At 66.3% G+C, this 25,728-nt stretch carries 21 protein-coding genes; 7 read left to right on the top strand and 14 right to left on the bottom strand.

The window, feature by feature from the left end:
• Window positions 1–155: 155 nt before the first annotated feature.
• Window positions 156–686, bottom strand: a complete 531-nt coding sequence (locus tag AC1Q6P_RS00955; protein WP_492663951.1) for an outer membrane beta-barrel protein — start codon at window positions 684–686, stop codon at window positions 156–158.
• A gap of 212 nt (window positions 687–898) precedes the next feature.
• The gene (gene soxR, locus AC1Q6P_RS00950) at window positions 899–1,483 is read right to left on the bottom strand and encodes a redox-sensitive transcriptional activator SoxR (RefSeq protein ID WP_492663950.1); all 585 of its coding nucleotides are present in this window, start codon (window positions 1,481–1,483) and stop codon (window positions 899–901) included.
• A 122-nt stretch (window positions 1,484–1,605) separates the two neighbouring features.
• Here soxR and AC1Q6P_RS00945 point away from each other — a divergent pair, with 122 nt between their 5' ends.
• A complete protein-coding gene (locus tag AC1Q6P_RS00945; RefSeq protein ID WP_492663949.1) occupies window positions 1,606–2,718 on the top strand; it encodes a questin oxidase family protein in 1,113 nt (370 codons plus the stop codon).
• A 142-nt stretch (window positions 2,719–2,860) separates the two neighbouring features.
• Here AC1Q6P_RS00945 and AC1Q6P_RS00940 read toward each other — a convergent pair whose 3' ends face one another.
• From AC1Q6P_RS00940 to AC1Q6P_RS00930, 3 genes are all read right to left on the bottom strand, one after another.
• On the bottom strand, window positions 2,861–3,400 hold the full coding sequence (locus AC1Q6P_RS00940; protein WP_102767259.1) for an outer membrane beta-barrel protein: 540 nt from the start codon (window positions 3,398–3,400) through the stop codon (window positions 2,861–2,863).
• A gap of 146 nt (window positions 3,401–3,546) precedes the next feature.
• Entirely contained in the window at window positions 3,547–5,196 is a 1,650-nt protein-coding gene (locus tag AC1Q6P_RS00935; protein WP_492663948.1) for a flavin monoamine oxidase family protein, read from the bottom strand.
• On the bottom strand, window positions 5,178–6,788 hold the full coding sequence (locus AC1Q6P_RS00930; protein ID WP_492663947.1) for a polyamine aminopropyltransferase: 1,611 nt from the start codon (window positions 6,786–6,788) through the stop codon (window positions 5,178–5,180). The genes AC1Q6P_RS00935 and AC1Q6P_RS00930 overlap by 19 nt, the downstream gene beginning before the upstream one ends.
• A 272-nt stretch (window positions 6,789–7,060) precedes the next feature.
• Between AC1Q6P_RS00930 and AC1Q6P_RS00925 the strand changes: the two genes are divergently transcribed.
• Together AC1Q6P_RS00925 and AC1Q6P_RS00920 are read left to right on the top strand one after the other, a co-directional pair.
• Window positions 7,061–7,708 (top strand): hypothetical protein, encoded by a 648-nt coding sequence (locus AC1Q6P_RS00925; RefSeq protein WP_271009886.1) that lies wholly within the window; start codon window positions 7,061–7,063, stop codon window positions 7,706–7,708.
• Between the two features lie 101 nt (window positions 7,709–7,809).
• Window positions 7,810–8,172, top strand: a complete 363-nt coding sequence (locus tag AC1Q6P_RS00920) for a YkgJ family cysteine cluster protein (protein ID WP_492663946.1) — start codon at window positions 7,810–7,812, stop codon at window positions 8,170–8,172.
• An 18-nt stretch (window positions 8,173–8,190) separates the two neighbouring features.
• On the opposite strand, the gene AC1Q6P_RS00915 is transcribed toward AC1Q6P_RS00920, so the two are convergent.
• Genes AC1Q6P_RS00915 through AC1Q6P_RS00905 form a run of 3 tightly spaced genes read right to left on the bottom strand, consistent with a single transcriptional unit; the run spans window position 8,191 to window position 11,201 of the window.
• Window positions 8,191–8,421: a DUF350 domain-containing protein gene (locus AC1Q6P_RS00915; RefSeq protein WP_102767254.1), complete on the bottom strand. Its 231-nt coding sequence runs from the start codon at window positions 8,419–8,421 to the stop codon at window positions 8,191–8,193.
• 52 nt (window positions 8,422–8,473) lie between these two features.
• Entirely contained in the window at window positions 8,474–10,129 is a 1,656-nt protein-coding gene (locus AC1Q6P_RS00910) for a DUF4178 domain-containing protein (RefSeq protein ID WP_492663945.1), read from the bottom strand.
• Window positions 10,130–10,145: 16 nt separating this feature from the next.
• On the bottom strand, window positions 10,146–11,201 hold the full coding sequence (locus AC1Q6P_RS00905) for an SPFH domain-containing protein (RefSeq protein ID WP_102767252.1): 1,056 nt from the start codon (window positions 11,199–11,201) through the stop codon (window positions 10,146–10,148).
• Between the two features lie 219 nt (window positions 11,202–11,420).
• Here AC1Q6P_RS00905 and AC1Q6P_RS00900 point away from each other — a divergent pair, with 219 nt between their 5' ends.
• On the top strand, window positions 11,421–11,924 hold the full coding sequence (locus tag AC1Q6P_RS00900) for a molybdenum cofactor biosynthesis protein MoaE (protein WP_492663944.1): 504 nt from the start codon (window positions 11,421–11,423) through the stop codon (window positions 11,922–11,924).
• On the top strand, window positions 11,921–12,322 hold the full coding sequence (locus AC1Q6P_RS00895) for a CrcB family protein (protein WP_492663943.1): 402 nt from the start codon (window positions 11,921–11,923) through the stop codon (window positions 12,320–12,322). Before AC1Q6P_RS00900 ends, AC1Q6P_RS00895 begins: the two co-directional genes overlap by 4 nt.
• 79 nt (window positions 12,323–12,401) lie before the next feature.
• Here AC1Q6P_RS00895 and AC1Q6P_RS00890 read toward each other — a convergent pair whose 3' ends face one another.
• Together AC1Q6P_RS00890 and AC1Q6P_RS00885 are read right to left on the bottom strand one after the other, a co-directional pair.
• A complete protein-coding gene (locus tag AC1Q6P_RS00890; protein ID WP_492663942.1) occupies window positions 12,402–14,885 on the bottom strand; it encodes a PEP-CTERM sorting domain-containing protein in 2,484 nt (827 codons plus the stop codon).
• A gap of 352 nt (window positions 14,886–15,237) precedes the next feature.
• Window positions 15,238–15,756, bottom strand: coding sequence for a DUF1993 domain-containing protein (locus AC1Q6P_RS00885; RefSeq protein WP_492663941.1), 519 nt, complete (start codon window positions 15,754–15,756; stop codon window positions 15,238–15,240).
• A gap of 180 nt (window positions 15,757–15,936) precedes the next feature.
• On the opposite strand from AC1Q6P_RS00885, the gene clpB reads away from it, so the two are divergent.
• Window positions 15,937–18,543 carry an ATP-dependent chaperone ClpB gene (clpB, locus tag AC1Q6P_RS00880; RefSeq protein WP_492663940.1) on the top strand — a complete coding sequence of 869 codons (2,607 nt, stop codon included), beginning with the start codon at window positions 15,937–15,939 and terminating at the stop codon, window positions 18,541–18,543.
• A gap of 565 nt (window positions 18,544–19,108) precedes the next feature.
• Here clpB and AC1Q6P_RS00875 read toward each other — a convergent pair.
• Window positions 19,109–20,134: a DUF2804 domain-containing protein gene (locus AC1Q6P_RS00875; protein ID WP_492663939.1), complete on the bottom strand. Its 1,026-nt coding sequence runs from the start codon at window positions 20,132–20,134 to the stop codon at window positions 19,109–19,111.
• Window positions 20,134–21,147: an AraC family transcriptional regulator gene (locus tag AC1Q6P_RS00870; protein WP_492663938.1), complete on the bottom strand. Its 1,014-nt coding sequence runs from the start codon at window positions 21,145–21,147 to the stop codon at window positions 20,134–20,136. Before AC1Q6P_RS00870 ends, AC1Q6P_RS00875 begins: the two co-directional genes overlap by 1 nt.
• 209 nt (window positions 21,148–21,356) lie before the next feature.
• Between AC1Q6P_RS00870 and AC1Q6P_RS00865 the strand changes: the two genes are divergently transcribed.
• On the top strand, window positions 21,357–22,247 hold the full coding sequence (locus AC1Q6P_RS00865) for a sterol desaturase family protein (RefSeq protein WP_492663937.1): 891 nt from the start codon (window positions 21,357–21,359) through the stop codon (window positions 22,245–22,247).
• 18 nt (window positions 22,248–22,265) lie between these two features.
• On the opposite strand, the gene AC1Q6P_RS00860 is transcribed toward AC1Q6P_RS00865, so the two are convergent.
• Together AC1Q6P_RS00860 and AC1Q6P_RS00855 are read right to left on the bottom strand one after the other, a co-directional pair.
• A complete protein-coding gene (locus tag AC1Q6P_RS00860) occupies window positions 22,266–23,441 on the bottom strand; it encodes a PepSY-associated TM helix domain-containing protein (protein ID WP_492663936.1) in 1,176 nt (391 codons plus the stop codon).
• Window positions 23,442–23,461: 20 nt separating this feature from the next.
• Entirely contained in the window at window positions 23,462–25,639 is a 2,178-nt protein-coding gene (locus AC1Q6P_RS00855) for a TonB-dependent receptor (RefSeq protein WP_492663935.1), read from the bottom strand.
• Window positions 25,640–25,728 lie beyond the last annotated feature (89 nt).

Below are 25,728 nucleotides of genomic sequence, written 5' to 3'. Positions count from 1 at the left end.
GGAACCACGAGCCCGGCGGCGGCACGGGCTGCAGGGCCTCACGAGCAAAACCAAAGGCTGTTTCGTGCCGTATTCAGCCCTTCACAACGCAACTCGCCAACAAAAAAGCCCCGCGGCTGCGGGGCTTTTGATAGCTGCATTCAGATCGGTGAGGATCAGAAAGCGTAGTTCAGACCCAGGTTGAACTGGTGGATCTTGATTTCGACGCTGTCGGTGCCGTCGCTGATCTTGTTCTTGCCCAGGTTGGCGTACTCAGCACGCAGGCTCAGTGCCTTGTCGATTTGGTAGGCGCCGCCCAGGCCGAAGAATGCCTTGGTCTTGTGGATGGAGTAGGTTGCCTTGCCTTCGTCCAGGTCCAGGGAGTTGCGGCTCACGCCCAGGCGCGCGAACACCGAGAACTCATTGTTGATCGGGGCGATGCCCAGGGCGGAAATTTGCAGAGCGTTGGCCGACAGCTCATCGCCGTTTACTTTCCAGGAGCCCAGGCGGCGAGCCGAGGCTTCGAAAGCCACATTGGTGTTCAGTTGGTAGCCCACGGTGGCGCCGAAGCCGGTGCGGCTCGACGAGGTGCCCAGCAACTTGAACTTGCTGGAGCCGATGTCGCCACCCACGTACCAGCTGTTGTCAGCAGCGCAAGCGGTGGTGGCGGCGAAGGCCAGAGCGGCCAGGGCAAAAATCTTCTTCATTGGAATACTGCTTTCTGTCTTGATTTCGAGGATCAGGTCACTACTCTCCCCCCTCTGGAGAGAGGGGGCGCATCCTATCAAGGGTTTTCCCGATTCGCGGGCTGTTGTTGTAATCACCCATCAAGCCACGAAGGGGAAGATTTCCCTGCATGACCTCATGCCAGCGACATCGTTCTTGGTGGTCTTGGCCCAAGAAATGGGCAACTCTGATGTCAGTCGGAAGATCGGCGGCTGCCGCGTCGTGCTGCTTTGTGTTGGGCTTGATCGGGCTGCGGCGCGACATCTCCCAGCAGGTAGCGGGCTCCTGGGCCTTGCCTCGCGGCCTGGTCGGCCGGGTTGTAGAGCGCGCATTTGCTCAGGGACAAGCAACCGCAACCGATGCATGAGCTCAGCGTGTCACGCAGGCGGCTGAGCTCGGCAATGCGCTGGTCCAGCAAGGGGCGCCAGGAGGAGGACAGTCGGGCCCAATCGGCCACCGTGGGCGTGCGTCCTTCCGGCAATTCGGCAAGCGCGGCGCGAATCTGATCCAGGCTCAGGCCCACGGCCTGTGCCGCACGCACAAAGGCCAGGCGACGCAGGTCGCTGCGTGCGTAGTGGCGCCGGCCGCTGTCGCTGCGCGTGCTTTGCAACAGCCCTGCGTCCTCGTAGAAGCGCAAGGCGCTGGCGGCCACACCGCTGCGCCGAACCAGCTCGCCGATGGGCAGGCGATCGCCTGCCGAAGGCGCGGCGGATCGCGTTGTTCGGCTGGAACTGGATGCGGAAATGGGAGCAGACGGTTTGCGGATGCGCATGTTCATGGATGGGGCTGCATTTGAATGCCCTTGCGGCATGCAGGGCAAAGCGACTGAAAGGGCTTGACTTCAAGTTCACTTGAACTTTGAGTATAGAGGCCTCTTCACTGCAGCCGAGGTCTCGCACCATGAACCTACATCCCGCACATCCAGCCCATCAAGCACCACGTACTCGCGCGACTCTCGCCGCGCTGCATGCCAGCCTGGACCAATTTCAGGACCATCCTCCCGAGTACGGCGATCAGCTCAGCAGCCACCTGCCCATGGCCGTGCATGCCTTGTATCAGCTCGGTGCAGAAGCGGAACAGCTTGAGGGCTTTGCGTCGACCTATGCAGCCCGTTTCGAAGGCCGACGTCTGGACGAGGCTGGCCAGGTTTTGCCCGACTGGCGCGAGGCCCTGGGGCAGTTCGACGCCTTTGCCGATCTGCGTCGCAGCTTTGCCGAAGAGCTGGCCCGTCGCGGGCGTGATGAACTGCTGGGCCAAGCCCTGCCGGTGTTGCTGCCCGGCATGTCGGCCGTGGCCTTTCACGGCCTGATTCGTACTGCACATGCGGTGGAGGGCGGCCATGATGGCGAATTGGCCTCGGCCTTGGCCTACTGGGCCTGCCGTTGGCAGACTTTGCCCCCGCCGCCATCACCCCCGCCATCACCACCGCCATCGACCATGGCATCGCCCGCATCGCCCGCATCGCCACCTGGCAGGGCGATGGACTTGGCCGCGTGGTCGCAAGCCCTGGTGGACGGTGCGCGTGGCTGGCGCAGTGAGGCGCCGCTGATCTTCCTGCGCATGCAGGAGGCCAGTGCCACGCCTTTGTATGCGGAGCTGGCTCAGGGCCTTGAGCCCGAATCTCTTTTGGCGCAGCGGGTGGCTCAGCTGGCCCATTTGGCCCTGGGCTACTACTTGGCCAGCGGCAATTTCACGGTCTTGCACATGATCACCGGCCTGCGCGCCTTGCGGGTGCTTCTGCCCTGGCTGCCCCAGCGCTTGCATGTGGATCCTGCGGTTCAACACCTGCTCGGGCAAGCCTTTGTGGCCGCCTATCTGGCGGGACGGGTGCAGGTTCGGCCGCAGGCGAATGAGGCCTCACCGCTTCTGTCATGGCCCGAGCTTGCGGCCGCCGCATGCGGTTCCAAGGATGATCACGCGATCAAGTTGGTGCATGCCTGTGGCGATGAAATGGCGGTGTATGGAGACCGCCGCTATATGCAGGCCGCGGCCCTGGCCTTGCGTTCGGGATGAGGGCTTGGGCCTGGCCAGGCGAGGCGAGGGAGCACGCTTTGCTTCTGCCAAAGCGAAAGCCCCGCAGCTGCGGGGCTTGTCACGATTCACACGGGCTGAGGCACTCGTGTCAGAGGTGACGAGGCCTCAGCTTGATTCAGGTTCAGAAGGCGTAGTTCACGCCCACATTGAACTGGTGCATCTTGACCGTCACGGTGTCGGCGCCCGAACCCAGCTTGTTGCTGCCCAGGTTCATGTACTCGCCACGCAGGCTGACGTTTTTGGCCAACTGGTAGCTGGCGCCCAGGCCGAACAAGGCCTTGGTCTTGCGTTCCGTGCCGTTGTAGCCGCCTTCGGTCACGGTCAAGGAGTTGCGGCCCACGCCCAGACGGCCGTAGAGCGAGAACTCATTGGTGATCGGTGCGATGCCCAACACCGAAGCTTGCAGCGCATTGGCCTTGGCAGAGACGCTGCCTTCCTTCCAAGTGCCCAAACGACGCGCGCTCAGTTCAAAAGCGACGTTCGGGTTCAGGGTGTAGCCCAGGGTGGCACCGAAGCCGGTCTTGGAGCCGGACTCTCCATCGACTTTGAATTTGCTCGAGCCGATGTCGGCGCCGATGTAGAAGTTGCTGTCTGTGCCAGGGGCAGCAGAGGCGGTACCAGCGATCAGGGCCAGGGCGGCGGCAGCGATGAATTTGTTCATGGTGTGGACTGCTTTCAAGGAAAAGTTGTGGTTCAAATCAAGCTCCCCCTCGGGAGATGCTTCGCACTCTAACCATCGCTTCACCGGGTGTCGCGTCCGCCTGTGCAAGTGCTGCCGAACTGCCGCTTGGTGCTGAAAATTGCTACCTAAGCTGATTTTCTATGGTTGTTGGTGGTGAATTTTGCGACTGTCGTCGCCGTTTCATATCCCAGGGTGTAAGCCTCCTCGAACACGGAGTAGGCGGCCAGGTCGCTGTGGGCGAAGTGGATGCGCCCGGGCAAGTTCCGCAGCGCCCGCAGGGCCGATGAGCCCCGCAAGCCTGGGCTCGGAATGCTCATGGCATGGCCCCAGCGCACCAGGTCGGCGCGTTCCAGCTGGGTGGGCAGATCTGGATGAACAGCGCTCAATTCCGCCAGCACCTGGGTCAGCCAGTGTCGTCTGTCTGAGCGCAGCAATTCTCCGCGGCGAGATTGAGGCAGTGCCCAGTAGGCGCTCAGCACGGTCGGGCCGCTCACAGGGCGAAGGCTTTGGTGCATGGCGTCGACGTAGCCCAGCGCCTGGCTGCCGTAAATGACGTTGTCCCAGGAGGGCGGGGCGCCCAGGCGCTGCAGCAGCGGCTGCTTGAGCTGCAGATTGGCCACCAGCCAGGGCGCGTGGGCTTGCTGCGCGACCACTTCGTCGAGCGCGGCGAGACCGGGGCCCAGCAGGCGCTGGGCCATGAACAAGGGCGTGGCCAGCACTAGGTGCTGGCACTGCCAGCCTTCCTCGCGTTGCAGGCCTTCGTTCCAGACGCGCAGGCTGATGTCGTGCTTGCCGGCTTCGATGCGCAGTACCATGCGACCGGCATGGATGCGCTCACGCAAGGGGGCGGCCATCGCCTCGCTGAGGAAGGCATTGCCTTGCGGCCAGGTCAGCACCGGTTCGCGCTCGATGCTGTCGGCGCCTGGCGCATGAAAGCCGTGGCGGCTGGCAAAGTAGTGCAGACCGGCCCAGGCCGAAACTCCTTCGCTGGACGTGCCGTAGTCATCGCGGCAGCAATAGTCGAGGTACCAGCGCAGCGTGGGCTCGTTCAGGCCTTGAGCTTGGAGCCAGGCCGCAAAGCTCTGGCTGTCGAGTGCCGCATGGGCTGGCGTCCAGGGCGCGCGATGGCTGGGCATGGCAAAACCCAGCTCGCGCTGTGCGCGCTCCACCGCCTGCTCGAAGCGGCGCAGCTGGGCCAGGGCATTCGGGCTGGGCTCGGGAGGGAGCAGGCCTTCGTGCCACTGGCCCTCGAAGAACAGGCGCTCCTGCGGGCTGTGGCAAAGATAACGCTCGTCCCAGACGGCGCGGCCGAGCTCCTGGCGAACCAGCCCCAGCTGCTCCAGCAACTGGTAGACCTCGTGAGACTGAGGCCCCGGCAGCGGCAGGTAATGCGCGCCCATGGGGCAGGCCATGCCGCCCATGCGATGGCCGCGGCTGTTGCCGCCGACCTGGTCTTCCAGCTCCAGCAGGGCGAAGTCGTCCAGGCCCGCCTGGCTCAGGCCGCGCGCGCAGGCCAGGCCTGCGATGCCGCCGCCGACGATGAGCACCTGGCGGCGCTGCAGAGGCAGGGCTGGCGCGCTCTGAGCCGCAGGCAGAGGCCCACGCAGGCGGTGGCCACGCTCGGCGCTGGCGCCCAGCCAAACGCCGGGCAGCTGGGCCAGCTCTGCCTGTTGGGCTTCGCAGCCCGCCAGCAGCAGCGAGGCGCCTGCGCCTGCACCGGCGGCCGCTTGCAGGAACTCGCGCCGACTCCAGTCCATCAATGCACCTTGCCCCATTCGGCCTCGAACTCATGGACCAGGATCTGGTTGGACAGACGGTTGATCTCGGTGGGCACACGGGCCATATCGGGCGGAAAGTCCAGCAGCGCCGGCAGTCCGCCGAGGCTCAGGAATCGCAAGCCCTCGGGCAGTTGTCTCGGCAGGGCCCAAGGCCGGCGGCCGGCCAGCACAAAGCCCCATTCGCCAAAGCTGGGTACATGGGCGTGGTAGGGCGTGGTGCTCAAGCCAGCCGACTCCAGGGTGCTTACCACGGTCCAGAAGCTGCGACGGGCAATCAGGGGCGAGGTGGTTTGCACCACGGCATAGCCACCCGCGTTGAGGCGTTGATCGATCAGGCGGTAGAAGCTGCTGCTGTAGAGCTTGCCCAGCGAGAAGTTGCTGGGGTCGGGGAAGTCGATCACGATCACATCGAAGCGCTGGTCGGGCGGTTGCTGCTCCAGCCAGCCAAAGGCATCGGTGTTGACGATGCGCAGCTTGGGGCTGAGCAGGGCATCGCGGTTGAGCTGACGCAACATGGGCAGGGTGGAGAACAGCCGGGTCATGTGCGGGTCCAGCTCGACCAGGGTCACCTGCTCAACGCTCGGGTAGCGCAGCACCTCGCGCACGGCCATGCCATCACCACCGCCCAACACCAGCACCCGTTTGGGCGCGCCGTGGCCGGCCATGGCGGGGTGGACCAGGGCTTCGTGGTAACGGTACTCGTCGCGCGAATGGAACTGCAGATTGCCGTTCAGGAACAAGCGCGTGCCGGCCTGGCCCGAGGTCACCACCACGCGCTGGTAGTCACTGCTCTCGCGCACGATGATGTGCTCGCCGTAGAAGCGATCTTCGGCCCAGGTGTTGAGCCGCTCGGCCATCAGCATTGCCAGCATCAGGACCAGCACGCTCAGCCCACAGGCCAGGGCGTGGCTGCGCCAGGCGCGCAGCTCGCTGCGAAAGAGAAACAGGGCCCAGACTGCCACGCCCACATTGAGCAGGCCGAAGAACAAGCCCGTGCGCACCAGGCCCAGATGCGGCACCAGCAGCAAAGGGAAGGCCAGGGCCACGACAAGGGCGCCGAGGTAGTCGAAGGTCAGCACCTGGGATACCAGATCGCGCAAGGCATAGCGGTGGCGGAACTGCTTCTTGAGGATGCGCATCACCAGCGGGATCTCCAGGCCCACCAGGGCGCCGACCAGCAGCACCAGGCCGTACAGCAGCACCCGGAAGGCCGCCTGTTGCCCGGGCGGCAGCAGGCTGTGGGCCAGGAACAGGGCGGCCGGCATCAGGCCGCCGATCAAGCCCACCAGCAGCTCGATCTTCAAGAACTGCGCCACCAGCTGACGCTCGACGTAGCGGCTCAGCCAGGAACCCAGGCCCATGGCGAAGAGGTAGGTGCCGATGATGGTGGAGAACTGCAGCACCGAATCACCGAGCAGATAACTGGCCAGCGCCCCGGCAGCCAGCTCGTAGACCAGGCCGCAGGCCGCCACCACAAACACGCTGACCAGCAGCAGCACTTCGTGCAGGGAGATGCGCCCGGCCTCAGGCGAGTCAGGGCTGGCAGGCTCGGTCGTTTCGGCGGGCGAAGGAGGTGGCGTGAGGCTCATGGAGTCCAGGGCTCTTTTTTCGGGTGCTGCATTGTGGCCGCTGCGCCGCGGCTGATTCGGTGCAGGGCGCTTCTGGGTGGCTCCGGGCCTGGCGAGTTGCTGTTGCAAATCTGCAGCAGTCGGCCCGCCCTTGATTTGAGGGGGTTGGGCAAGGATGGGTGGCGCGAGTGTGAACTGCGTCACCGCGGCTTCCGGGTGGGCCCGGATTTTGCGCTGACACTGGTTTCATTCCACAGCCACGACACCAGGACCTTTCGATGAAGACCCAGACCATGAACGCTTGGACCCGCTGCGCCGCCCTCTTGAGCTTGTTGGGCGCTGGTGTGGCGCAAGCCGGCATCGTCAGCAACGGCGGTTTTGAGAGCCAGACCGGCAGCAATGCCAATGGCTATTGCTACACCAGTTCTGCGGGCTGCGCTTTTGCCGGTTGGAGCAGCACGGGCAACGGCACCGTGGTCATTGGCGCCAACAGCAGTGCCTGGGGCACGCCCAGCAGCCTGGGCAACGCCAGCGGCAATCTGGGCAGCTTTGTGCTCGGGTTGCAAGGCAATGGCGCCAACATTTCGCAAACCTTGAACCTGGCCACGGCCAGTCTGGTGGAACTGAGCTGGTTCGACGCAGGTCGCAGCAACTGGTCGGGCCTGCAAAGCTACAGCGTCTACTTTGCCGGCACCGAGCTCGGCACTTTCTCCACCCAGGCCGGTCAGGCTTGGCGCCAGCATCAGCTGAGCTTCACCGCCAGCGGCTCGGGTCTGCTGGAGTTCCGCAGTCTGAACCTGGGCAGCTATGACCGCACCAGCTTCATCAACGGCGTGCAAGCCACGGCCAGCCAGGTTCCGGAGCCGCAGTCGCTGGCGCTGGCCCTGACCGCACTGGCGGTCTTGGGCCTGACGCGTGCTCGTCGTCATCGCGGCCTCTGAGTCCGCGCGGCGCGCCATGCCGCAGGGGCTCTTGGGCAAGAGGGATTGGCAGAGTTTGCAAAAATACAGGCTGTCTGTTTGCTTCCTGTTACTTGATCGCGATGAGCCAGGCCCCTTCCTGCAACCCGACCCATTCGTCCTCTGTTCCTATCCCTGCGGCCTCCCAGCACACCAGCCCGTGCCAGGCGTGCGGCGCGTGTTGCGCGTTTTTTCGCGTCTCGTTCTACTGGGCCGAGGCAGCCGAGTTGAACGCGCGATGGGTGGAGCCACTCACGCCCCACCTGAGCTGCATGGCCGGCACCAATCGCAAATCCCCGCGCTGTGAAGCGCTGGGTGGGCAGGTCGGCCAGCATGTGGCGTGCAGCATCTATGCCCAGCGCCCCAGCCCCTGCCACGAGTTGCAGGCCGGCGATGAGAAGTGCCAGCGTGCCCGCGCCGCGCATGGCTTGCCGCCGCTGGCCTGAGGCTTGGGGCGACGGCGCTCAGCCGTGGATGGCCGCCGCGACGATCTGACCGATCGAGATGCACATCGCGCCCACCACAATGGCCAGGGCGATGTTTTTGTGCTCGACGATTTCCTCCCAGAGCTTGTAGGGGGTGAGCTTGTCGATGATGACGAAGCTGATCCAGAAGACCAGCACGCCGATCAGGGCGTAGAGGATGGAGCCCAGCACGATGCCGGGCTTGAGCCATTCGAAAGCGCTGTGGTCCATGATGTGGATCTCCTCAAATCTTGCGTGAACGGGTTGTGGCCTGGACGTTTGGCTATTTGTGGCCGCCGCCACCGCTGCTGTAGCCGCCGTAGGAGCCGCCATAGCTGCCGCCGCTTGTTCCGTAACGGGCGCCGCTGGATTTGCGGCATTGCTGGTACTCGCTGCTGGCTTCGCCGTAGCTGTCCTTGTAGGCCTGGCAATCGTCGCTGCTGCAGGCGCGCAGCAGCAAGACCAGGATCAGCAGGATGAAAAAGGCGATGACGATCTTGCGCAAGAGGCCGCCGCCGTCGCTGAGGCTGCTGGCATCGCGGCCCAGAGCGGCCGCGCGCTCGGGCGCCAGCTTGAAGGCCCGCGCCACCACGGCGGCATCGAGCTTGCGCCCGAGGCTCCAGACGACTTCGTTCTCGGTCTGTTCGCGGCTGAGCAGCATCTGCCGGGCTTCGCCCTGGCCTTCGTAGTCGCTGACCAGGGTACGTTGGTCGCGGCTGACCTGCCAATAGAACTCACCCAGCACATAAGTGACCTTGGCCTGATAGGTCCAGCGCTTCTTGTAGCTCTTGCCACCCCAATCGATGCGATCTCCGCGGCTGCTGACGGGTGCGCCGGTCAGGGGCCGCACCAGGCTCCAGCCCTCTTCGGTGTCGACCAGAAAGGCGAAGCCCTCAATCTTGTTGTAGAGCAGGTACTCGCGCCAGAAGGTCTGCTCGTCCTCGCTGCTCTCGGGCAGGTCGCAGCGCTCCTGGTAGCCCACCACCTGCCAGGTGATGGCCTGGCCGGTCTCGGTCTGCAGCATGCCGGTGCTGCCCAGGCGCAGCTGCGGCTCCATGCCATTGTTCTGGGCATAGTGTTCGAGATCGGCCCCGGCGCCCTGCGAGATATCCACCACCGCATGGCATTGGCCGCAGACGATGGAGCGGGTGCTGCTGAGGCTGGGCGTCAGGGCGGCGCCGCAGCTCGGGCATTCCAGGCTGCGCGATTTCAGGTCTTTGCTGTTGACATCGTCGCGCAGGCCCTGCATGGCCATGGCGTCCAGTCGGATCGATCGGCCGATCGACCAGATCGGTGCCGCGTTGCTGGATGCGAGACCTGGGCTGAAGTCGAGGCTGCCGACTTCGTTGCCGGGCCCGCGCAGCTCGGCCACCAGGTACTGGCGCTCCGCTCCGAGCTGGGGTGGGCGTGGCAGCTCACCTTGGGCGGCGCGCAGATGACAGCGGGTGACGGCCGCCACTGTCCAGCGCTGGCCGGCCAGTTGCAAGCTGCGGTCAAGAATCAGTTCCTGTGCCTTGGGGGCGGCTTCCGGCAGAGGCGCTTCGAAGGCCATGACATAACTGCCATTGTCCTCGGCCAGCCAGCCCGAGCGAGGTCCGGCCGGTCCGCCATCGAACAGCACATGCCATTCGTTCCAGCTGCCCTCGGCATAGGCGATCTGCTGGCGGCCGACGACGGTGAAGGGCGCGCCGGCATAGCGGCCGCTGGCGCCGATCTGCAGCGGTGAATAGTCCTCGATCAGCTCGGCGCTGATGCCGATTTTGCGCAGGGCCTCGCCCTCGCGCAGCAGGCTGCTGCGGCAATAGCTGCAGACGGCGCTGGCAGAGGCCGCCGAGGCGAACTCCACCGTGGCGCCGCAGTTGGGGCAGGTGGCTTGCCAGCGGCGCTGAGGAGCGCCACTGGCGGAGGAGCCTGAAGGAGGCGAGGTGTCCGATGCCAAGGCGCGCGCTGCTTCCTCAGCCCAGTTTCTTGAGCAGGTCGGCCTTCTTGGCGGCGAACTCTTCGTCGGTCAGGATGCCCTTGGTCTTCAGGTCGCCGAGCTTCTCCAGCAGCTGCATGATGTCCTCGGCGCTTTGCACCACGGGCGCCGCAGCAGCCACAGCGGCCGCGGCCACGGGTGCTGCTGCAGCCGCCAGTCCGCCTTGCAGCTGCTGGGCCAGCACCTGGCCCATGGCCAGGCCCGCGCCCAGGCCCATGGCGTCGCCTGCGACACCGCCGCCTCCGCCCTGGCCCACGCCTTCGGCCAGCTTGGGGATGGCTTGAGCGGTCTGGTACTGCATGAACTGGCCCATGTTCTGGCCGATCATGCCCATGCCGATCTTCTGGTCGAGGATCTTCTGCAGCTCTTCCGGCAGGGAGACGTTCTGCAGCGTCACGCCTTCCAGCTTCAGGCCGATCTTTTCAAACTCGGGCGCGGTGGCGGTTTGCAGCTGGCGCGCAAACTCGATCTGGTTGGCCGCCAGATCCAGGAAGGGGATGCCGCTTTGGGCCACCGCATCGCTGATGTGTTGCAGCATCAGGCCGCGCAGCTGACCGTCCAGATCCTGCACGGTGTAACGCTCGCGCGTGCCGGAGATCTCGGTGTGGAAGAGTTTCGCATCGGCCACGCGGTAGACGAAATTGCCGAAGGCGCGCAGGCGCACGGCACCAAAGTCCTTGTCGCGGATGGTCACTGGCTGCTGTGTGCCCCAGCGCTGGTCCACCTGCTGGCGGGTGCTGAAGAAGTAGACGTCACTCTTGAAGGGCGACTCGAAGAGCTTGTCCCAGTTCTTCAGATAGGTCAGCACCGGCAGGGTCTGGGTGTTCAGGGTGTGGGTTCCAGGCCCAAAGACATCGGCGACCTTGCCTTCATTGACGAACACGGCCAGCTGCGACTCGCGCACCGTCAGCGAGGCGCCGTACTGAATTTCCATATCGGCCATGGGGAAGCGCCAGGCCAGCGTGCCGTCTCCATCCTCCGTCCACTGGAGGATGTCTATGAACTGCTTCTTGATGAAATCCATCAGGCCCATGGCCGCGTCTCCTTGTTGTCAGCCCGATCCCATGCAGCCGGCGCCAGCACATCACCGATGTGCTGGCATCGAAGCTCTGGCTTCGATGCAAACCGACCGCGCTTGCCGGGCAGTATGCGACAAAGTACCAATGCCTCCGGGCTCGCCCCCGGGTCAAATTCACCGTCGATCCCCAAGCTGGATGTGATATCTCCAGTGGCCGATGACACAATCCGCGCCATGACAGTCAGCCCCACTCGTGTCCGCATCCAGACGGAAGATTTTGACTTGAGCCAGGAAGCGGCCGCCTTGCGCGCGGGCGATGGGCGCACAGGCGCGGTGGTCAGCTTTCTGGGCACGGTGCGAGATGTCGGGGGCGAGGGGCCGGCCATCGAGGCCATGGAGCTCGAGCATTATCCCGGCATGACCGAGGCCAGCATCGAAGCCATGATTGAGGCGGCATTGCAGCGCTTCGACATCCACGAGGCCCGCGTGATCCACCGGGTTGGCCGCCTGGCGGCCTTGGATCAGATCGTGCTGGTGCTGGTCAGCGCCCGCCACCGCGGCCAGGCCTTTCAAGCCTGTGAGTTCTTGATGGACTACCTCAAGACCCAGGCGCCGTTCTGGAAGAAGGAATACACGGCCGAGGGCGGCCACTGGGTCGACGCCCGCGAAGCGGACGATGCGGCTCTGGCTCGCTGGGGCATTCAGGTGGCCGGCAATACGGCGGGTTCGGCCCGGTGAGCTGCCTGCCTGTGGGGTTGGCCCAGGGTGCCGCCGTTGCCGGTGGTGCTGCTTTGGGCGCGCTCTGCCGCTGGATCGCCGGCGTCTACCTCAACAGCAGCTACGCGGGTTTCCCGCTCGGCACCTTGCTGGTCAATCTGGTCGGCGGCCTGTTCATCGGCATGGCGCTGGAATGGTTCGGCCGCACGCCGGATGAGTTCCTGCGCCTGCTGCTGGTCACAGGCTTTCTCGGTGGCTTGACCACCTTCTCGGCCTTTTCGGGTGAATCGCTGGGGCTGTTGCTGCGGGGCGAGATGGGGATGGCCTTGCTGCACGCTGCAGCCCATGTGCTGGGCTCGCTGGCGTGTGCGGCGCTGGGTATGAGGCTGATTCGCTTGTGGCTGGCGATGGGTGCTTGATGTCGCGAGCAGGGCAGGGGCGAAGAACGAGGTCATGAGTTGCTGGCTCGACGGCGCCCCCGGCCAGCCGGGTGCCCGCTTACTGCTCAGCCACGTGGTGGCGACGCGATGACAGCCAGCCGAACAAAGCCAGGCCCGAGAACATCAGCGCCCAGCTGGAAGGCTCAGGCACCGCAGTCACGCGCAAGGTGATGTCGCTGGCGTTGTAGTCGACGCTCAGCGTCAAGCCCGGGCTGCCCAGCCATTGCACCTGGCTGAAGCGGCCCCCGCCGACCAGTTGGCTGAAGGTGGCGATCTTGAAACTGTCTCCCACCTGAGGGCCGAATCCGTCCAGGCTCTCCACTTTCAGCACGCCGCCGACGCGCAAGTCGCTGCTGATGCTGATGGCATCAAAGCTGCTCAAGCTGGCCAGGTCGATGTCCAGCACCGAGGTGCTGCCCAGGGTCAGATCGCCGTCGATGGCCAGTTGGCCGACGGTGGACAAGCTTCCTGGGCTCAGCTCGCCCAGGTTCAGCAGCGCATAGCTCTGGCCTGCAGTCCGGATCATTCCGTCGCCCTCCAGCCGCCCGTGGTTGTTGAAGTTGGCCTCAGATGAGCTCAGGCTCGCGCCTGCAGCAATGCGGGCGACCCCGGTGTTGTTCCATGCGTCTCGGAGCAGGAAAGTGCCGGAGTTGATGTGAATCTGGCCGCTGTTGTTGAAGCCGTAGGCCTGGGTGGTGCCCAGGCCGTTGCGCTCGTAGGTGCCGGCGTTGTTGAAGCTGCCATTGCCGGAGTAGGCGAGGTAGCGGTTGCCGGAGGGGTTGAGGGTACCGGCATCGACGAAGGTGGTGCCGGAGGCGACGTTGATGCGGGCATTGGAGCCGACGGAGATGGTGCCGCTGCCGGCGGACCAGCTGGCGCCGCCGTTCAGGTTGAGGGTGTGGGTGGCGTCGACGTACTGGTTGTTGCTGCCGGAGAAGCTGGCCGCGCCGGTGATGGTGGTGGTGCCGGGGCCGAAGAGGGAGCCGGAGGAGAAGGTGAGGGCGCCGGCGGTGAGCAGGCCGCTGCCACCGCGGTTGCCGCCGGCCAGGCCCAGGCTGGCCACGCTGTGGCTGCCTTCGTTGTAGAAGTTGCCGTAGTCCAGTTGCAGGGCGCCGTCGATGCTGGCGGCCGCGGTGAGGGTGAGGTTGCCAGCGCTCTGGCGCAGCAGGCCGGCGTTGCTGACGCTGCCGGAGATGGTGGCGTTGCCACCGGAGTAGTCGAGCACAGCGCCGCTGGCGATCTGGATCTGGCCGGAGGAGCTGGAGTCAGCGCGCATCAGCATCGTGCCGGCGTTGAGCTTGAGCGTGCCGCTGTTGTTGAAGCCGTAGGCATGGGTGGTGCCCAGGCCGTTGCGCTCGTAGGTGCCGGCATTGTTGAAGCTGCCGTTGCCGGAGTAGGCGAGGTAGCGGTTGCCGGAGGGGTTGAGGGTACCGGCATCGACGAAGGTGGTGCCGGAGGCGACGTTGATGCGGGCATTGGAGCCGACGGAGATGGTGCCGCTGCCGGCGGACCAGCTGGCGCCGCCGTTCAGGTTGAGGGTGTGGGTGGCGTCGACGTACTGGTTGTTGCTGCCGGAGAAGCTGGCCGCGCCGGTGATGGTGGTGGTGCCGGGGCCGAAGAGGGAGCCGGAGGAGAAGGTGAGGGCGCCGGCGGTGAGCAGGCCGCTGCCGCCGCGGTTGCCGCCGGCCAGGCCCAGGCTGGCCACGCTGTGGCTGCCTTCGTTGTAGAAGTTGCCGTAGTCCAGTTGCAGGGCGCCGTCGATGCTGGCGGCCGCGGTGAGGGTGAGGTTGCCAGCGCTCTGGCGCAGCAGGCCGGCGTTGCTGACGCTGCCGGAGATGGTGGCGTTGCCACCGGAGTAGTCGAGCATAGCGCCGCTGGCGATCTGGATCTGGCCGGAGGAGCTGGAGTCAGCGCGCATCAGCATCGTGCCGGCGTTGAGCTTGAGCGTGCCGCTGTTGTTGAAGCCGTAGGCATGGGTGGTGCCCAGGCCGTTGCGCTCGTAGGTGCCGGCATTGTTGAAGCTGCCGTTGCCGGAGTAGGCGAGGTAGCGGTTGCCGGAGGGGTTGAGGGTACCGGCATCGACGAAGGTGGTGCCGGAGGCGACGTTGATGCGGGCATTGGAGCCGACGGAGATGGTGCCGCTGCCGGCGGACCAGCTGGCGCCGCCGTTCAGGTTGAGGGTGTGGGTGGCGTCGACGTACTGGTTGTTGCTGCCGGAGAAGCTGGCCGCGCCGGTGATGGTGGTGGTGCCGGGGCCGAAGAGGGAGCCGGAGGAGAAGGTGAGGGCGCCGGCGGTGAGCAGGCCGCTGCCGCCACGGTTGCCGCCGGCCAGGATCAAGCGGTCCAGCAGTCGGTCGCTGTCCAGAATGGCGCTGCCGGTGCTGAGGGTGGCTGTGTCGCCCGAACCCGGCAGGCCCAGCAGTGACCATTTGTTTGCATCGGTCCAGCTGCCTGTGCCTCCCAGCCAGACGTAGTCCAGCGCCTGGACCGGACCGGCGCCCAATGCCAGCAAGCTGGCCAGCAGCAGGGGACTCAAGCGCATGGGCATCGGCATCAGCTGCTTCGATGGACGGCGAGATGGAATACGCGGTGCGTTCTTCATGTGGATCCCTGTGGTGAAGTGCTGCGGATGTGGGCAGCGGGACGGGGCGAATGACAATGGAGTGCCGGGCGTCATGGCCATGAACAGGCGAATGAGGCTGGGCCTGTGAAACGGCCGCCAGTCCTTTCGCCCACGCCTTGAGCGCGCCGACCCCTCAGAGACGGACATGCGGCAAGGCTGTCAGGGCCGGACGAACTTCAAGTTAGGGGGCTCGCGTACAAGCCTTGGGCGTCGTCGCTCACGCGAAGGACAGGCAGCGTTGCCCCGGACACCGGGCGCGCTGGTTCAGGGGCTAACGGTAGCGATGCAAACCGTCAAAGTCCTGCTTGCCCAGGGGCACGCCGCTCTGGCGCAGCAAGGCGTAGGCGCAGCTCAGATGGAAGAAGAAATTGGGCAGGGCGAAGTGCTGCAGAAACTCGGTGGCGGGCAGTTGCAACTGAGCGCGGCCGGCGTCGCTGTCGATCACCTGCGCTTCGGCGTTGCGGAAGGCCTCGGCAGGCAGGGCGTCGAGGTAGCTTTGACGCTCACGCAGCAGGGCTTGCAGGCCGGCCAGTCCGGGCGCCGGGCTGCCCAGTGGTGGCACGGGCAGCCCTTGCAGCGGGGCGCAGGCGCGCAGGACAAATCCTGCGGTTATCTGTACCTGCAAATGTAGCGGCAGCATGTCCGGCGCCAGGCGCGCTTGCAGCAGCTGGGCTTCGTTGACGCAGCCCTTCGTGACTTCGGCTTGAGCTGCATCAAGCATCAGGCTCAGCTGCCTGAGGTAGCGTTGGAACACGGGCACGCTGGCGGTGTAGAGCTGGGGCGGGTTCATGGTGTGGAAGGCAGGCAGGGCGGCTGACAGGTTTGCGGCGGCGATTGTGCCGTTCGCTGTATGCCGGCGGTAGCAAGCCCTTCGCTGGAGCACTCCCCCTAGAAGCCGCGCTCTGCGCCGCGGACCTCTTGAAAGCCGGGTCTATGGCCTCAGCTGTCCGAGCAACGGAGGATTCATCCCATGCGTGCAGACAAGTTCACCACCCGTTTCCAAGAAGCCTTGGGCGAGGCCCAAAGCCTGGCCATCACCCGCGACAACCCGTACATGGAGCCAGCCCATGTGCTGAGCGCCATGTTGGCGCAGGAAGACGGCCCCAAAGCCTTGCTGGAGCGTTCCGGCGTCAAGGTGCCGGCGCTCAAGACCGCGCTCGACAGCATCATCGCCGGCCTGCCTCAGGTGCAGGGCGAAGGCCAGCAAGTCAGCGCCGGGCGCGACCTGGTGGCCTTGCTGCAAGCGGCCGAGAAAGAGGCCTCCAAGCGTGGCGATCACTTCATCGCCAGCGAGATGTTTCTGCTGGCCTTGGCCGATGCCAAAACCGATCTGGCCGGCATCGCGCGCGGCCACGGCCTGAACCGCAAGTCGCTGGAAGCCGCCATCGAGGCGGTGCGTGGTGGCCAGAAGGTCGACAGCCAGGAGTCCGAGGGCAACCGCGAGGCGCTCAAGAAGTACACGCTCGATCTGACCGAGCGTGCCCGCGAAGGCAAGCTGGACCCGGTGATCGGCCGCGATGACGAGATCCGCCGCGCCATCCAGGTGCTGCAACGCCGCAGCAAGAACAACCCGGTGCTGATCGGCGAGCCGGGCGTCGGCAAGACCGCCATCGTCGAAGGCCTGGCCCAGCGCATCGTCAATGGCGAGGTGCCCGATTCCCTGAAGAACAAGCGCGTGCTGGTGCTGGACATGGCCTTGCTGCTGGCCGGCGCCAAGTACCGTGGAGATTTCGAGGAACGTCTGAAGTCCGTGCTCAAGGAAGTGGCGCAGGACGAAGGCCAGACGATTCTCTTCATCGACGAGATCCACACCATGGTTGGTGCCGGCAAGGCCGAGGGCGCCATCGACGCCGGCAATATGCTCAAGCCGGCCCTGGCCCGCGGCGAGCTGCATTGCATCGGCGCGACCACGCTGGACGAGTACCGCAAGTATGTGGAGAAGGACGCCGCCCTGGAGCGCCGCTTCCAGAAGGTGCTGGTCGATGAGCCGACGGTGGAGGCCACCATCGCCATCCTTCGCGGTCTGCAGGAAAAGTATGAAGTTCACCATGGCGTGGAGATCACCGACCCGGCCATCATCGCTGCGGCCGAACTGAGCCACCGCTACATCACGGACCGCTTCCTGCCCGACAAGGCCATCGACCTGATCGACGAGGCCGCGGCCAAGATCAAGATCGAGATCGACTCCAAGCCCGAGGTGATGGACAAGCTCGATCGCCGCATGATCCAGCTCAAGATCGAACGCGAGGCCGTGCGCCGCGAGAAGGACGAAGGCTCGATCAAGCGTTTCGAGCTGATCGAGGAAGAGCTGCTCAAGCTGCAACGCGAGTACAACGACCTGGAAGAGATCTGGACCGCCGAGAAGGCTCAGGCCCAGGGCAGCGCCCACGTCAAGGAAGAGATCGACCGCATCAAGCAGCAGATCGAGGAACTCAAGCGCAAGGGCGACTTCAACAAGGTCGCTGAGTTGCAGTACGGCCGCCTGCCCGAGCTGGAAAAGGGCCTGAAGGAGGCCCAGGCCAAGGAGGCCGGCAAGGCCAAATCAGGCAAGGAAGGGACTTCGCGCCCTCAGCTGCTGCGCACCATGGTCGGCGCCGAAGAGATCGCCGAGGTGGTGGCCCGCGCCACCGGCATCCCGGTGTCCAAGCTGATGCAGGGCGAGCGTGACAAGCTGCTGCAGATGGAAGCCAAACTGCACCAACGCGTGGTCGGCCAGGACGAGGCCATCACCGCGGTGGCCGATGCCATCCGTCGCTCGCGCGCCGGCCTGTCGGACCCGAACCGCCCCCTGGGCAGCTTCCTCTTCCTGGGCCCCACTGGCGTGGGCAAGACCGAGCTGTGCAAAGCGCTGGCCGGCTTCCTGTTCGACAGCGAAGAGCACCTGATCCGCATGGACATGAGCGAGTTCATGGAAAAACACTCGGTGTCGCGCCTGATCGGCGCGCCTCCGGGCTATGTGGGCTATGACGAAGGCGGCTACCTGACCGAAGCGGTGCGCCGCAAGCCCTACAGCGTGCTGCTGCTGGACGAGGTCGAGAAGGCCCACCCCGATGTCTTCAATGTGCTCTTGCAGGTGCTGGATGACGGCCGCCTGACCGATGGCCAGGGCCGCACCGTGGACTTCAAGAACACGGTGATCGTGATGACCAGCAACCTGGGATCTCAGCAGATCATGGCCTTGGCCGGTGAATCGAGCGAAGTCATCAAGGACGCCGTCTGGGGCGAGGTCAAGGCGCATTTCCGCCCCGAGTTCCTCAACCGCATCGACGAGACCGTGGTCTTCCATGCCCTGGACGCCAAGCACATCGCCTCCATCGCCAAGATCCAGCTGCAGATCCTGGAGCAGCGTCTGGAGAAGCTGGAGATGAAGCTCGACGTCAGCCCGGCGGCCTTGGACGAATTGGCCAAGGTCGGCTTCGACCCTGTGTTTGGCGCCCGCCCGCTCAAGCGCGCCATCCAGCAGCGTGTCGAGAACCCGCTGTCCAAGCTCATCCTGCAAGGCCGCTTCGGCCCCAAGGATGTGATCCCGGTCGATGTGCAGAACGGTGAGTTCCAGTTCGGGCGCGTGGTGCATTGAGTGAGTGCGTGGCGGCCCCTCTCGTTCTGCGAGGGGCTGCTGGCGGCACTTTGCGGACCTCTGTTGGGTTTGTCGTTCTCGCTGCGGTGTCTCGTCCCGCCGCCGGGCTCATGGTTCGCGGGTCGTCTCTACGAGCCGACTCCCCTCGGTGCTCACTGCGCGGCTCAGCGGCGCCAAACTCCCTCCGTTCGCTGCGCTCACTGTGGTCAAACAGTGGCGCCGAGTCAGAGTTTGATGCGCGTGGGTACACGCGCCTGAGCCGCTCCGCTGCGCCCTCGGCCGCGCACAAATCGCCCGCCGGCGGGCCGAGCCACCTTCGGAGGTGGCGTGTTCCACCGTGGAAAGGGGCAGATCGACCGCTATGCAAGCGCCCTGCTGCCCGTGCCGCTGCCGGGCGATTTGTGCCGGGCCGAGCAGCACAGCCCCGAGGCGCGAGCAGCGCAGGGAAGTCGGCCCATCAGGGCCGACCCCGGAGCCATGAGTCCGGTGGCGGCACGGGCTTCAGGGCCTCACGAGCAAAACCAAAGAAAGCTTTGTGCCGTTCACTGCCATCCCAGCTCTCGGATCACCACATCGACCGATGGTCCTCGGTCACGCCCAGCAACTGGTGAACTTCGTGCTTGGGCCCATCGGGTGATGCTCGCACCCAGCCGCTGAAGCGGCCGACCGGCTGCACATAGTGGCTGGCGGCGAAGCCGAGGTGGCGGGCGTCTTGACGGGATCCTTCGGGCTGGAACTGCAAGTCGAGCAGCCCGTCGTCCGTGCGCACATGCCAGGGCTGAAGGGGCCGGGCCGCGTCGAAGGTGAACTGGGCGGCGCTGAGCGGGATGAGCTGACCGTCCAGCCACAGCGCGTTTTCCTGCCCACCGAAATAGCCCTGCTGCAGATTGAAGCCCAGCCCGGGCCCGTGGGCGCTGGCCCAGCGCCAGGCGGTGTGGCGTGCCAGCAGGCCGTTGGAGGCGTCGAGCGCACCCCAGGCCTGGTCCAGGCTCAGATCCTCATGCCCGGCCGCGCCGCGCAAGCGCGCCTCGCCGCGCAAAGGCAAGGCGCTGGTTTTCAGCGTGGCATGGGCCACGCCGCCATCGGCGATGGGGCCGATGGCCAGCAGTGGGGGCGCCATGTGGGCGAGATCCAGTTGTGCGTCCAGCTGAAACTGTGGCGTGTCGAGCTGAACCTGCATCAGCTGACCCGAATCACGGCTCAGGCTGATGCGCGCGCCTGGGCCGCGGAAGCGGGTGACGCTGCCGGCTGCGAACGGCGCATCGGCCACGTGCGCCTGCAGACCCGGCAGACCATCCTGGCTCCAGTCCACGCGCAGGCGGGCTTGCTGCCGGTCGAACAGATAGGCGAAGGCCGTTGCGGTCCAGCCGACATCGACCACGGCCAGGCCGATGAACAGCCGTTCATCTCCGAGGCCCAAGTAAAGCCAGCGCTTGTGATGCAGCCGGCGCCACAGCCAGCTGCGCGCGTGCGGGGGCTGCAGGCCGCGCCAGTCAAAGCCGAGGTCCAGCCGGCCGGCATAGCGCCCCGTGGCGGGGGCGCCGTTCAAGACCAGGCCGGGAGGCGTGGCGGGCAGAGAGAGGGCTTTCATCAGCGACGCACCTCGGCATCCTGCGCGCGCCGCCATTCCTGCGGCGTCTGCCCCGTCCACTGCCGAAAGGCGCGGCTCAGGGCGCTGTGCTCGGAGTAGCCCAGCAAGCCGGCCACCTCGCTGAGCTCTAGCTCGGGGTCGCGCAAATACGCTTCGGCCAGCTGCTGGCGGGTTTGGTCCAGCAGGGTTTGGAAGCTGCTGCCTTGCTCGCTCAGCCTGCGCTGCAGGCTGCGCGGGCTCAGGTGCAGGGCTTGGGCCAGGTCGGCCAGGGCCGTGCGGCCCGAGCGGATCAGGCCGATCAAGGTGTGGCGCCACAGGGCCAGCGGTTCGCTCAGGGCTTGGCGGGTGCCCAGCTCCTGCAGCAAGCGCTCGGCCTGCTCGTCCAGCAGGGCCAGCAGGGCGTTGTCCGAGGCCCGCAAGGGCAGGGCCAGGTCCGCATGGGCCAGGGTCAGGCGGGTGAGCGGCTGGGCAAAGCGCACCGGGCCGCCGAAATAGGCCACGTAGGGCGTCACATCGGCCGGCCGAGGGTTGACGAAATCCACGCCCAGGGCGCGCAGCGGCTTGCCGCTCAAATCACGCGTCAGCTGCATCAAGGCGGCCAGCGCGGTCTCGTCCACCAAGGGGCCGGGTCGGCCGCGCTCCACGCCCCAGACGATGTGCAGGCCTTCCGAACCCAGCTCGACCTGGGCCTGGTTGACGTCGTAGACCGAGCGGTGGTGGCGCTCCAGGCGCTGCAGCGCTTGCGCCAGGGTGCCGCAGGCCAGGGCGGCGTAGCCGATCACGCCGAAATGCCGCGGGCTGATGCCACGACCCAGTCGCAGCGCAAAGGTGGCCGGCGGGCCGGGGTCCAAGGCCTGGGCGCGCTGCAGCAAGGCTTGCCAGCGCTTCAGGGCCACGAAATGTTCGCTCGCGGCCGGGCCTGGGCCCAGAAGGGCGGCTGCGTCGAGGCCGAGCGCGGCCAGATGCTCGTAGAGCAGCTGCACATAGCTGGCGGCAACGCGGGCTTCGGTCATGGGCAAATGGGGGGCAACAGGCGAACGTGCGAGGGGCATGTCTCGGGAAACTGGCCGCGATGATGCCCGAGCCGCATGCGGCGGCGCTCCGGACAAACGCCAGGGCGCCGCGGTTTTGGCGCGATCGGTCAAGTGATTGGCCTTGTCCGTCAAGCCGGTGCCTGCGGTGCGGCGCATCATGTGGGTTGCCGCGGTTTTCTGTTGACCCCATGGACGCCCTGATCGACTTTTTCCAGCAGCTCTACCTGCGCCATGGCGACTGGCGCGACCTGACCCTGCTCTTGCTCTCGCCGCTCTTCATGGTCTGCATCGCCCTGGAGGCCTGGCGCCTGCGCCAGCGCCGTGTCTACCGCTGGCGCGACACCCTGGACAGCATGAACAGCGGCGGCAGCTATCTCTTCGTCGATCTGGTCCTGCTGGCCGTCTGGGTGCTGCCGGCCATGGGCTGGATCTACCAGCACCGGTTGTTCACCATCGAGGTGACGCCGCTGAACTTCATCGGCCTGTTTCTGGCAGTGGAGTTTTTGTACTACTGGTTCCATCGCGCCAGCCATCGCATCCGCTGGTTCTGGTGCGCCCATGTGGTGCACCACGGCTCGGAGCAGATGAACTTCACCACGGCGCTGCGGCAGAGCTGGTTCTACCCCATCGCCGGCAACTGGTTGTTCTACACGCCTATGGTCTGGCTGGGTTTCGAGCCGCGCTGGGTGCTGTTCGCGCTCTCGCTCAATCTGGGCTACCAGTTCTTCGTCCACACCCAGTGGGTCGATCGCATGCCGGCCTGGTTTGAATGGGTGTTCAACACCCCCTCGCACCACCGCGCCCATCATGGCCGTAACGAGGTCTACATCGACCGCAACTTCGGCGGCATGTTGATCGTGTTCGATCGGCTTTTCGGCACCTTTGTGCCCGAAGACGAACCGGTGGACTACGGCCTGCAGCACCCGGTCGAAACCCACAATCTCTTCTGGCTCAATGCCCACGAATGGGCGGCCATGCTTGCGGACATGCGGCGTGAACGCAGCCTGTGGCTGGCCCTCAAGCATCTCTGGGCGCCGCCGGAATGGCGGCGGCTCAGCGACGGGGCCGATGCGCGCTGAGTTGCCGCCGCAGCGGGCTCAGGCGCGCGCCGCCCGGCGTCGCAGCCAGAGGTAAACGCCGCTGCCCAGCAGGAGTGCCGGCACCAGGCCGAACAGCGTCCAGAGCAGGCGCGCGCCCAGGCCCAGGGCTTCGCCCTTGTGCAGGGGGTAGATGAAATCCAGCACCTGATTGCCCGCCGCGGTGTGCAGTGGGTCGTGCAGGGCCTGCGGCTGGCCTTGAAGATTCAGTCGCAGCCGGGTGCTGCCGGTGTCCTTGCGCCATTCGCCCTGCTGCAGCAGGCGCAGCTCCGTCTGGCCTTCGGAGGCCTTGGCCAGGGTGATGCGTGTCCAGCGTGCCTGGCCGGCGGGGAACTGCGCTTCGGCGGCGCGGGCCAGGGCGTCGTAGTCCCAGTCGGTGCTTGCTGCCGCAGGCTGCGCTGATGGCTTGAGCTTGGGCCAGCTCTGCACCGGCAAGACGCTGCCGACCAGGGCGTGCGTGCTGTCACCAAAAGCCAGGGCCGCACCGCTGAGGCTGAGCACGATCAGCACCGGCGCCATCCACAGGCCCACGGCGCGGTGGACATCGAACCAGGTGCGTGCGGTCGATGCCCCCGTCTTGATGCTCAGAACCTGCCGCCAGCTGCGCCAGCTGGGGCGCGCCGGCCAGGCCAGCCAGATGCCCGAGAGGCCCAGGCCCAGCAGCACCAGGCCGCCGATGCCGACCACCGTCTCACCACGGTCGCCGCTGAGCAGGTAGCGGTGCAGCTCGAACAGCGTGGGCATCAGATGAGCGGTGTCCCAGCGCAGGGCGCCGCGGTCGCGGTGGCCGAGGTAGAGCCCGCAGCGGGCATCGATGAAATGCTCGCGGCGCCAGCCGGTCTGCGGATCGCGACGCTCCCACACCTGGTAGGCGGCGCCCGGCTGGGCTGGCGCCACGATCAGGGCCGGCTTGCGGCCGGGCGCATGCTCGGCCAGCCGCTGCAGCACGCGGCGGATGGGCTCCGCGTCTTGGGCAGCTTCGGCCTCGGCGCAGGCCGGCCGCGCCTGCAACCAGGCCGGGTTGAGTACCGCGTCCAGCTCGGCGCGCCAGACCAGGGCGCTGCCGCTCAGGCCCAGCAGCAGCAGCAAGAGGCCTGCCGCCAGCGACACCCAGCGGTGCAGCCAGACCCAGAGCTTGCGAGCGTTCCAGCGCCGGGCCCGGGCCGGGTTTTGCATGATGTGCAGCGTCTCCACGTTCAGAAGGGGCGGCGCCAGCTCAGGTTCAGGCCGCGGCCGCGGCCGGCGTAGAAGTCCTCGGGCGTGCCGGCGTAGTGGGCCTGGCTGTAGTAGGTGATGTACTGGCGGTTGAACAGGTTCTCGACGCCGGCGCTCCACTGGCCTTGTGCCGTGTTCCAGCTCAGCGAGGCATCGACCAGGGTGACGCCCTTGAAGTGCTCTTCGAGCGAGGTCTTGCCCGAGAACTTGCCCACATTGGCATGGCGCGGCAGCTGCCGCTGCAGGCTCAGCTGGCTGCTCCATTGCGGGGCGAACTGCCAGGTGGCGGCGGCCACCCATTTGTCCGGCCCTTGCGAGCGGGCGCCCAGGTCCAGGTCGAGCCCGCCGCCATTGCTAGTGCTGGACGTGCGGCCGCGGGTGCGGGCATAGCTGCTGCTGAGCTTGAGCTGCTCGCTCGGCCGCCATTCGCCGCTCACTTCCAGGCCGCGCACGGTGATGGGCACGCGCTGCACGGTGCCGATGCCATTGCTGACGATCAGCTGGCTGCCCAGGTCGGAGCGCGATTCGTAGACCGAGGCCGAGACGCTGGCCTGCCGGCCGCGCCAGGCCAGGCCCAGCTCGCGGTTCTGGGTGACGATGGGCTGCAGGTCCACCAGGTCGGTGACCGAGCTGTTCGCGGCCTTGACAGCACGCAGGATCAGGCCCACATCCGGCGGGCCGAAGCCCTCGTTGTAGGCCACAAAGCTGGACCAGCCGCTGCGGCCAAAGCGCCAGACCGCGCCCAGGCTCTTGACCATCTCGCTGGCGCGGCGCTCGCCGCCTTGCACGCGCGGCTTGCCGTAGAACGCCAGGGTGTTGTAGTTGTCCACCTGCAGCTGGGTGTGCTCATCGCGCAGGCCGCCGCGCAGGGTCAAGGAGCCGAGCTCGTACTCCAGTTGGGCAAAGGGCGCGGTGCTGCGGAATTTGAGCGGCGGCACCCAGGCACGGCCGGTGAGGGTCAGGTCTTGCTGCGAGACATCGTCCAGCACGTCCAGGCCCAGGGTCAGCTCCAGGCCCGGGGTCCACAAGTCCTGGCGCACCCAGCTGGCGCGCAGGCCCCATTTTCGGGCTTCGATCTGGCTCTGGTCGACCAGGGTGTTCAGCGGCGCAATGGCTGCGTCCTGGAAGGTGGCGATCACGCCGCCGCTGTAGCGTGCGGCAAAGCGCTGGGCGAACAGCTGCAGCTGTGCCTGGCCCTGGGCCAGATCGGCGTGGCTCCAGCTCAGGCTGGCCGAGCGGCTGCGGTTGTAGAGCGGCTGGTAGTCCAGCCGGCCCGGCTTGGCGGAAGCGGGCAGCTCGCGGGCGCGGTCCCCCGGCACATCGACCCAGTCCTCGAAGCCATGGGCGGTGAACTGGTTGAACATCAGCTGCAGCTCTTGGTCGCCGAGGCGCTGGCCCAGCTTGATGAAGGCGTCATTGGCCTTATGCAGGGATTCGGTGGCCAGCATGCGGCCCTCGCCGTCCACGCCCACATCTTGCGAACGCTGGCCGAGGTAGACCAGGGCACTCCAGGGATCGGGGCCCTCGCTCAGGTGTTCCAGGCGGTAGCCGGTTTTCCAGCTGCTGCTGTCGCTGTGGCCCTGGCTGCCCAGTTTCAGCTCCAGCAGGTGTTGGGTGCCGACCCGGCGCGGGCTGCGGGTGATGGTGTTGATGATGCCGCCGGTGGCACCCATGCCCTGGGCCGCCGAAGCGCCGCTGACCACCTCGATGCGCTCCACGATCATCGGGTCGGCGAAGTAACCCTCGCGGCCGCCGAAGCGCAGCGGGTTGGTCTGCGGAATGCCGTCCAGCAAAAGCAGGGCGGTGCGGCCGCGCAGGCCCTCGCCGAAGTTGCTCATCTTCTGCCGCGCCGGCGCATAGCCCGGGATCTGCAGGGTCAGCAGCTGGCTGGGGTCTTCGCTGATCAGGCTCTGGCTTTCGATGTCCTGGCGGCCGATCACGCTGACCGCGCCGGGGATTTTCTCCAGCGCCTTGCTGCTGCGTGTGGCGGTGACGACGGTGCGTTCCAGCTGCTGCACCGAGCTGGTGGGCGCATCCTCGGCCAGTGTTTGCGCCTGGCTGGCGGCGGCAGCGCTGCACAGGCTGGTGGCGAGGGCGAGGGCGTGAGGGGTGAAACGAAGGGCGGAGGTGTGGCGGGCGGAGCGGGGAGGGCGTGACATGAAGAGGGAGGGGAGAAAAAGCGCGAACGAGAAGAAAAAAGAGGAGCCGCCAAGACCCGCGAGCTGCGGGCCTGACGTTTGAGGCCTGG

The organism is Roseateles sp. GW835-FHT13E02 (genome assembly GCF_058794035.1).
The sequence above is the reverse complement of the archived record's forward strand: the minus strand, read 5'-3'. Positions and strand labels throughout refer to the sequence as shown.

What these genes read in the sequence shown, in the direction of transcription:
- AC1Q6P_RS00955 (WP_492663951.1), bottom strand. Translation starts at nt 686, where the DNA reads ATGAAGAAGATTTTTGCCCTGGCCGCTCTGGCCTTCGCCGCCACCACC.
- soxR (WP_492663950.1), bottom strand. Translation starts at nt 1,483, where the DNA reads ATGAACATGCGCATCCGCAAACCGTCTGCTCCCATTTCCGCATCCAGT.
- AC1Q6P_RS00945 (WP_492663949.1), top strand. Translation starts at nt 1,606, where the DNA reads ATGAACCTACATCCCGCACATCCAGCCCATCAAGCACCACGTACTCGC.
- AC1Q6P_RS00940 (WP_102767259.1), bottom strand. Translation starts at nt 3,400, where the DNA reads ATGAACAAATTCATCGCTGCCGCCGCCCTGGCCCTGATCGCTGGTACC.
- AC1Q6P_RS00935 (WP_492663948.1), bottom strand. Translation starts at nt 5,196, where the DNA reads ATGGGGCAAGGTGCATTGATGGACTGGAGTCGGCGCGAGTTCCTGCAA.
- AC1Q6P_RS00930 (WP_492663947.1), bottom strand. Translation starts at nt 6,788, where the DNA reads ATGAGCCTCACGCCACCTCCTTCGCCCGCCGAAACGACCGAGCCTGCC.
- AC1Q6P_RS00925 (WP_271009886.1), top strand. Translation starts at nt 7,061, where the DNA reads ATGAACGCTTGGACCCGCTGCGCCGCCCTCTTGAGCTTGTTGGGCGCT.
- AC1Q6P_RS00920 (WP_492663946.1), top strand. Translation starts at nt 7,810, where the DNA reads ATGAGCCAGGCCCCTTCCTGCAACCCGACCCATTCGTCCTCTGTTCCT.
- AC1Q6P_RS00915 (WP_102767254.1), bottom strand. Translation starts at nt 8,421, where the DNA reads ATGGACCACAGCGCTTTCGAATGGCTCAAGCCCGGCATCGTGCTGGGC.
- AC1Q6P_RS00905 (WP_102767252.1), bottom strand. Translation starts at nt 11,201, where the DNA reads ATGGGCCTGATGGATTTCATCAAGAAGCAGTTCATAGACATCCTCCAG.
- AC1Q6P_RS00900 (WP_492663944.1), top strand. Translation starts at nt 11,421, where the DNA reads ATGACAGTCAGCCCCACTCGTGTCCGCATCCAGACGGAAGATTTTGAC.
- AC1Q6P_RS00890 (WP_492663942.1), bottom strand. Translation starts at nt 14,885, where the DNA reads ATGCGCTTGAGTCCCCTGCTGCTGGCCAGCTTGCTGGCATTGGGCGCC.
- AC1Q6P_RS00885 (WP_492663941.1), bottom strand. Translation starts at nt 15,756, where the DNA reads ATGAACCCGCCCCAGCTCTACACCGCCAGCGTGCCCGTGTTCCAACGC.
- clpB (WP_492663940.1), top strand. Translation starts at nt 15,937, where the DNA reads ATGCGTGCAGACAAGTTCACCACCCGTTTCCAAGAAGCCTTGGGCGAG.
- AC1Q6P_RS00875 (WP_492663939.1), bottom strand. Translation starts at nt 20,134, where the DNA reads ATGAAAGCCCTCTCTCTGCCCGCCACGCCTCCCGGCCTGGTCTTGAAC.
- AC1Q6P_RS00870 (WP_492663938.1), bottom strand. Translation starts at nt 21,147, where the DNA reads ATGACCGAAGCCCGCGTTGCCGCCAGCTATGTGCAGCTGCTCTACGAG.
- AC1Q6P_RS00865 (WP_492663937.1), top strand. Translation starts at nt 21,357, where the DNA reads ATGGACGCCCTGATCGACTTTTTCCAGCAGCTCTACCTGCGCCATGGC.
- AC1Q6P_RS00860 (WP_492663936.1), bottom strand. Translation starts at nt 23,441, where the DNA reads ATGCAAAACCCGGCCCGGGCCCGGCGCTGGAACGCTCGCAAGCTCTGG.
- AC1Q6P_RS00855 (WP_492663935.1), bottom strand. Translation starts at nt 25,639, where the DNA reads ATGTCACGCCCTCCCCGCTCCGCCCGCCACACCTCCGCCCTTCGTTTC.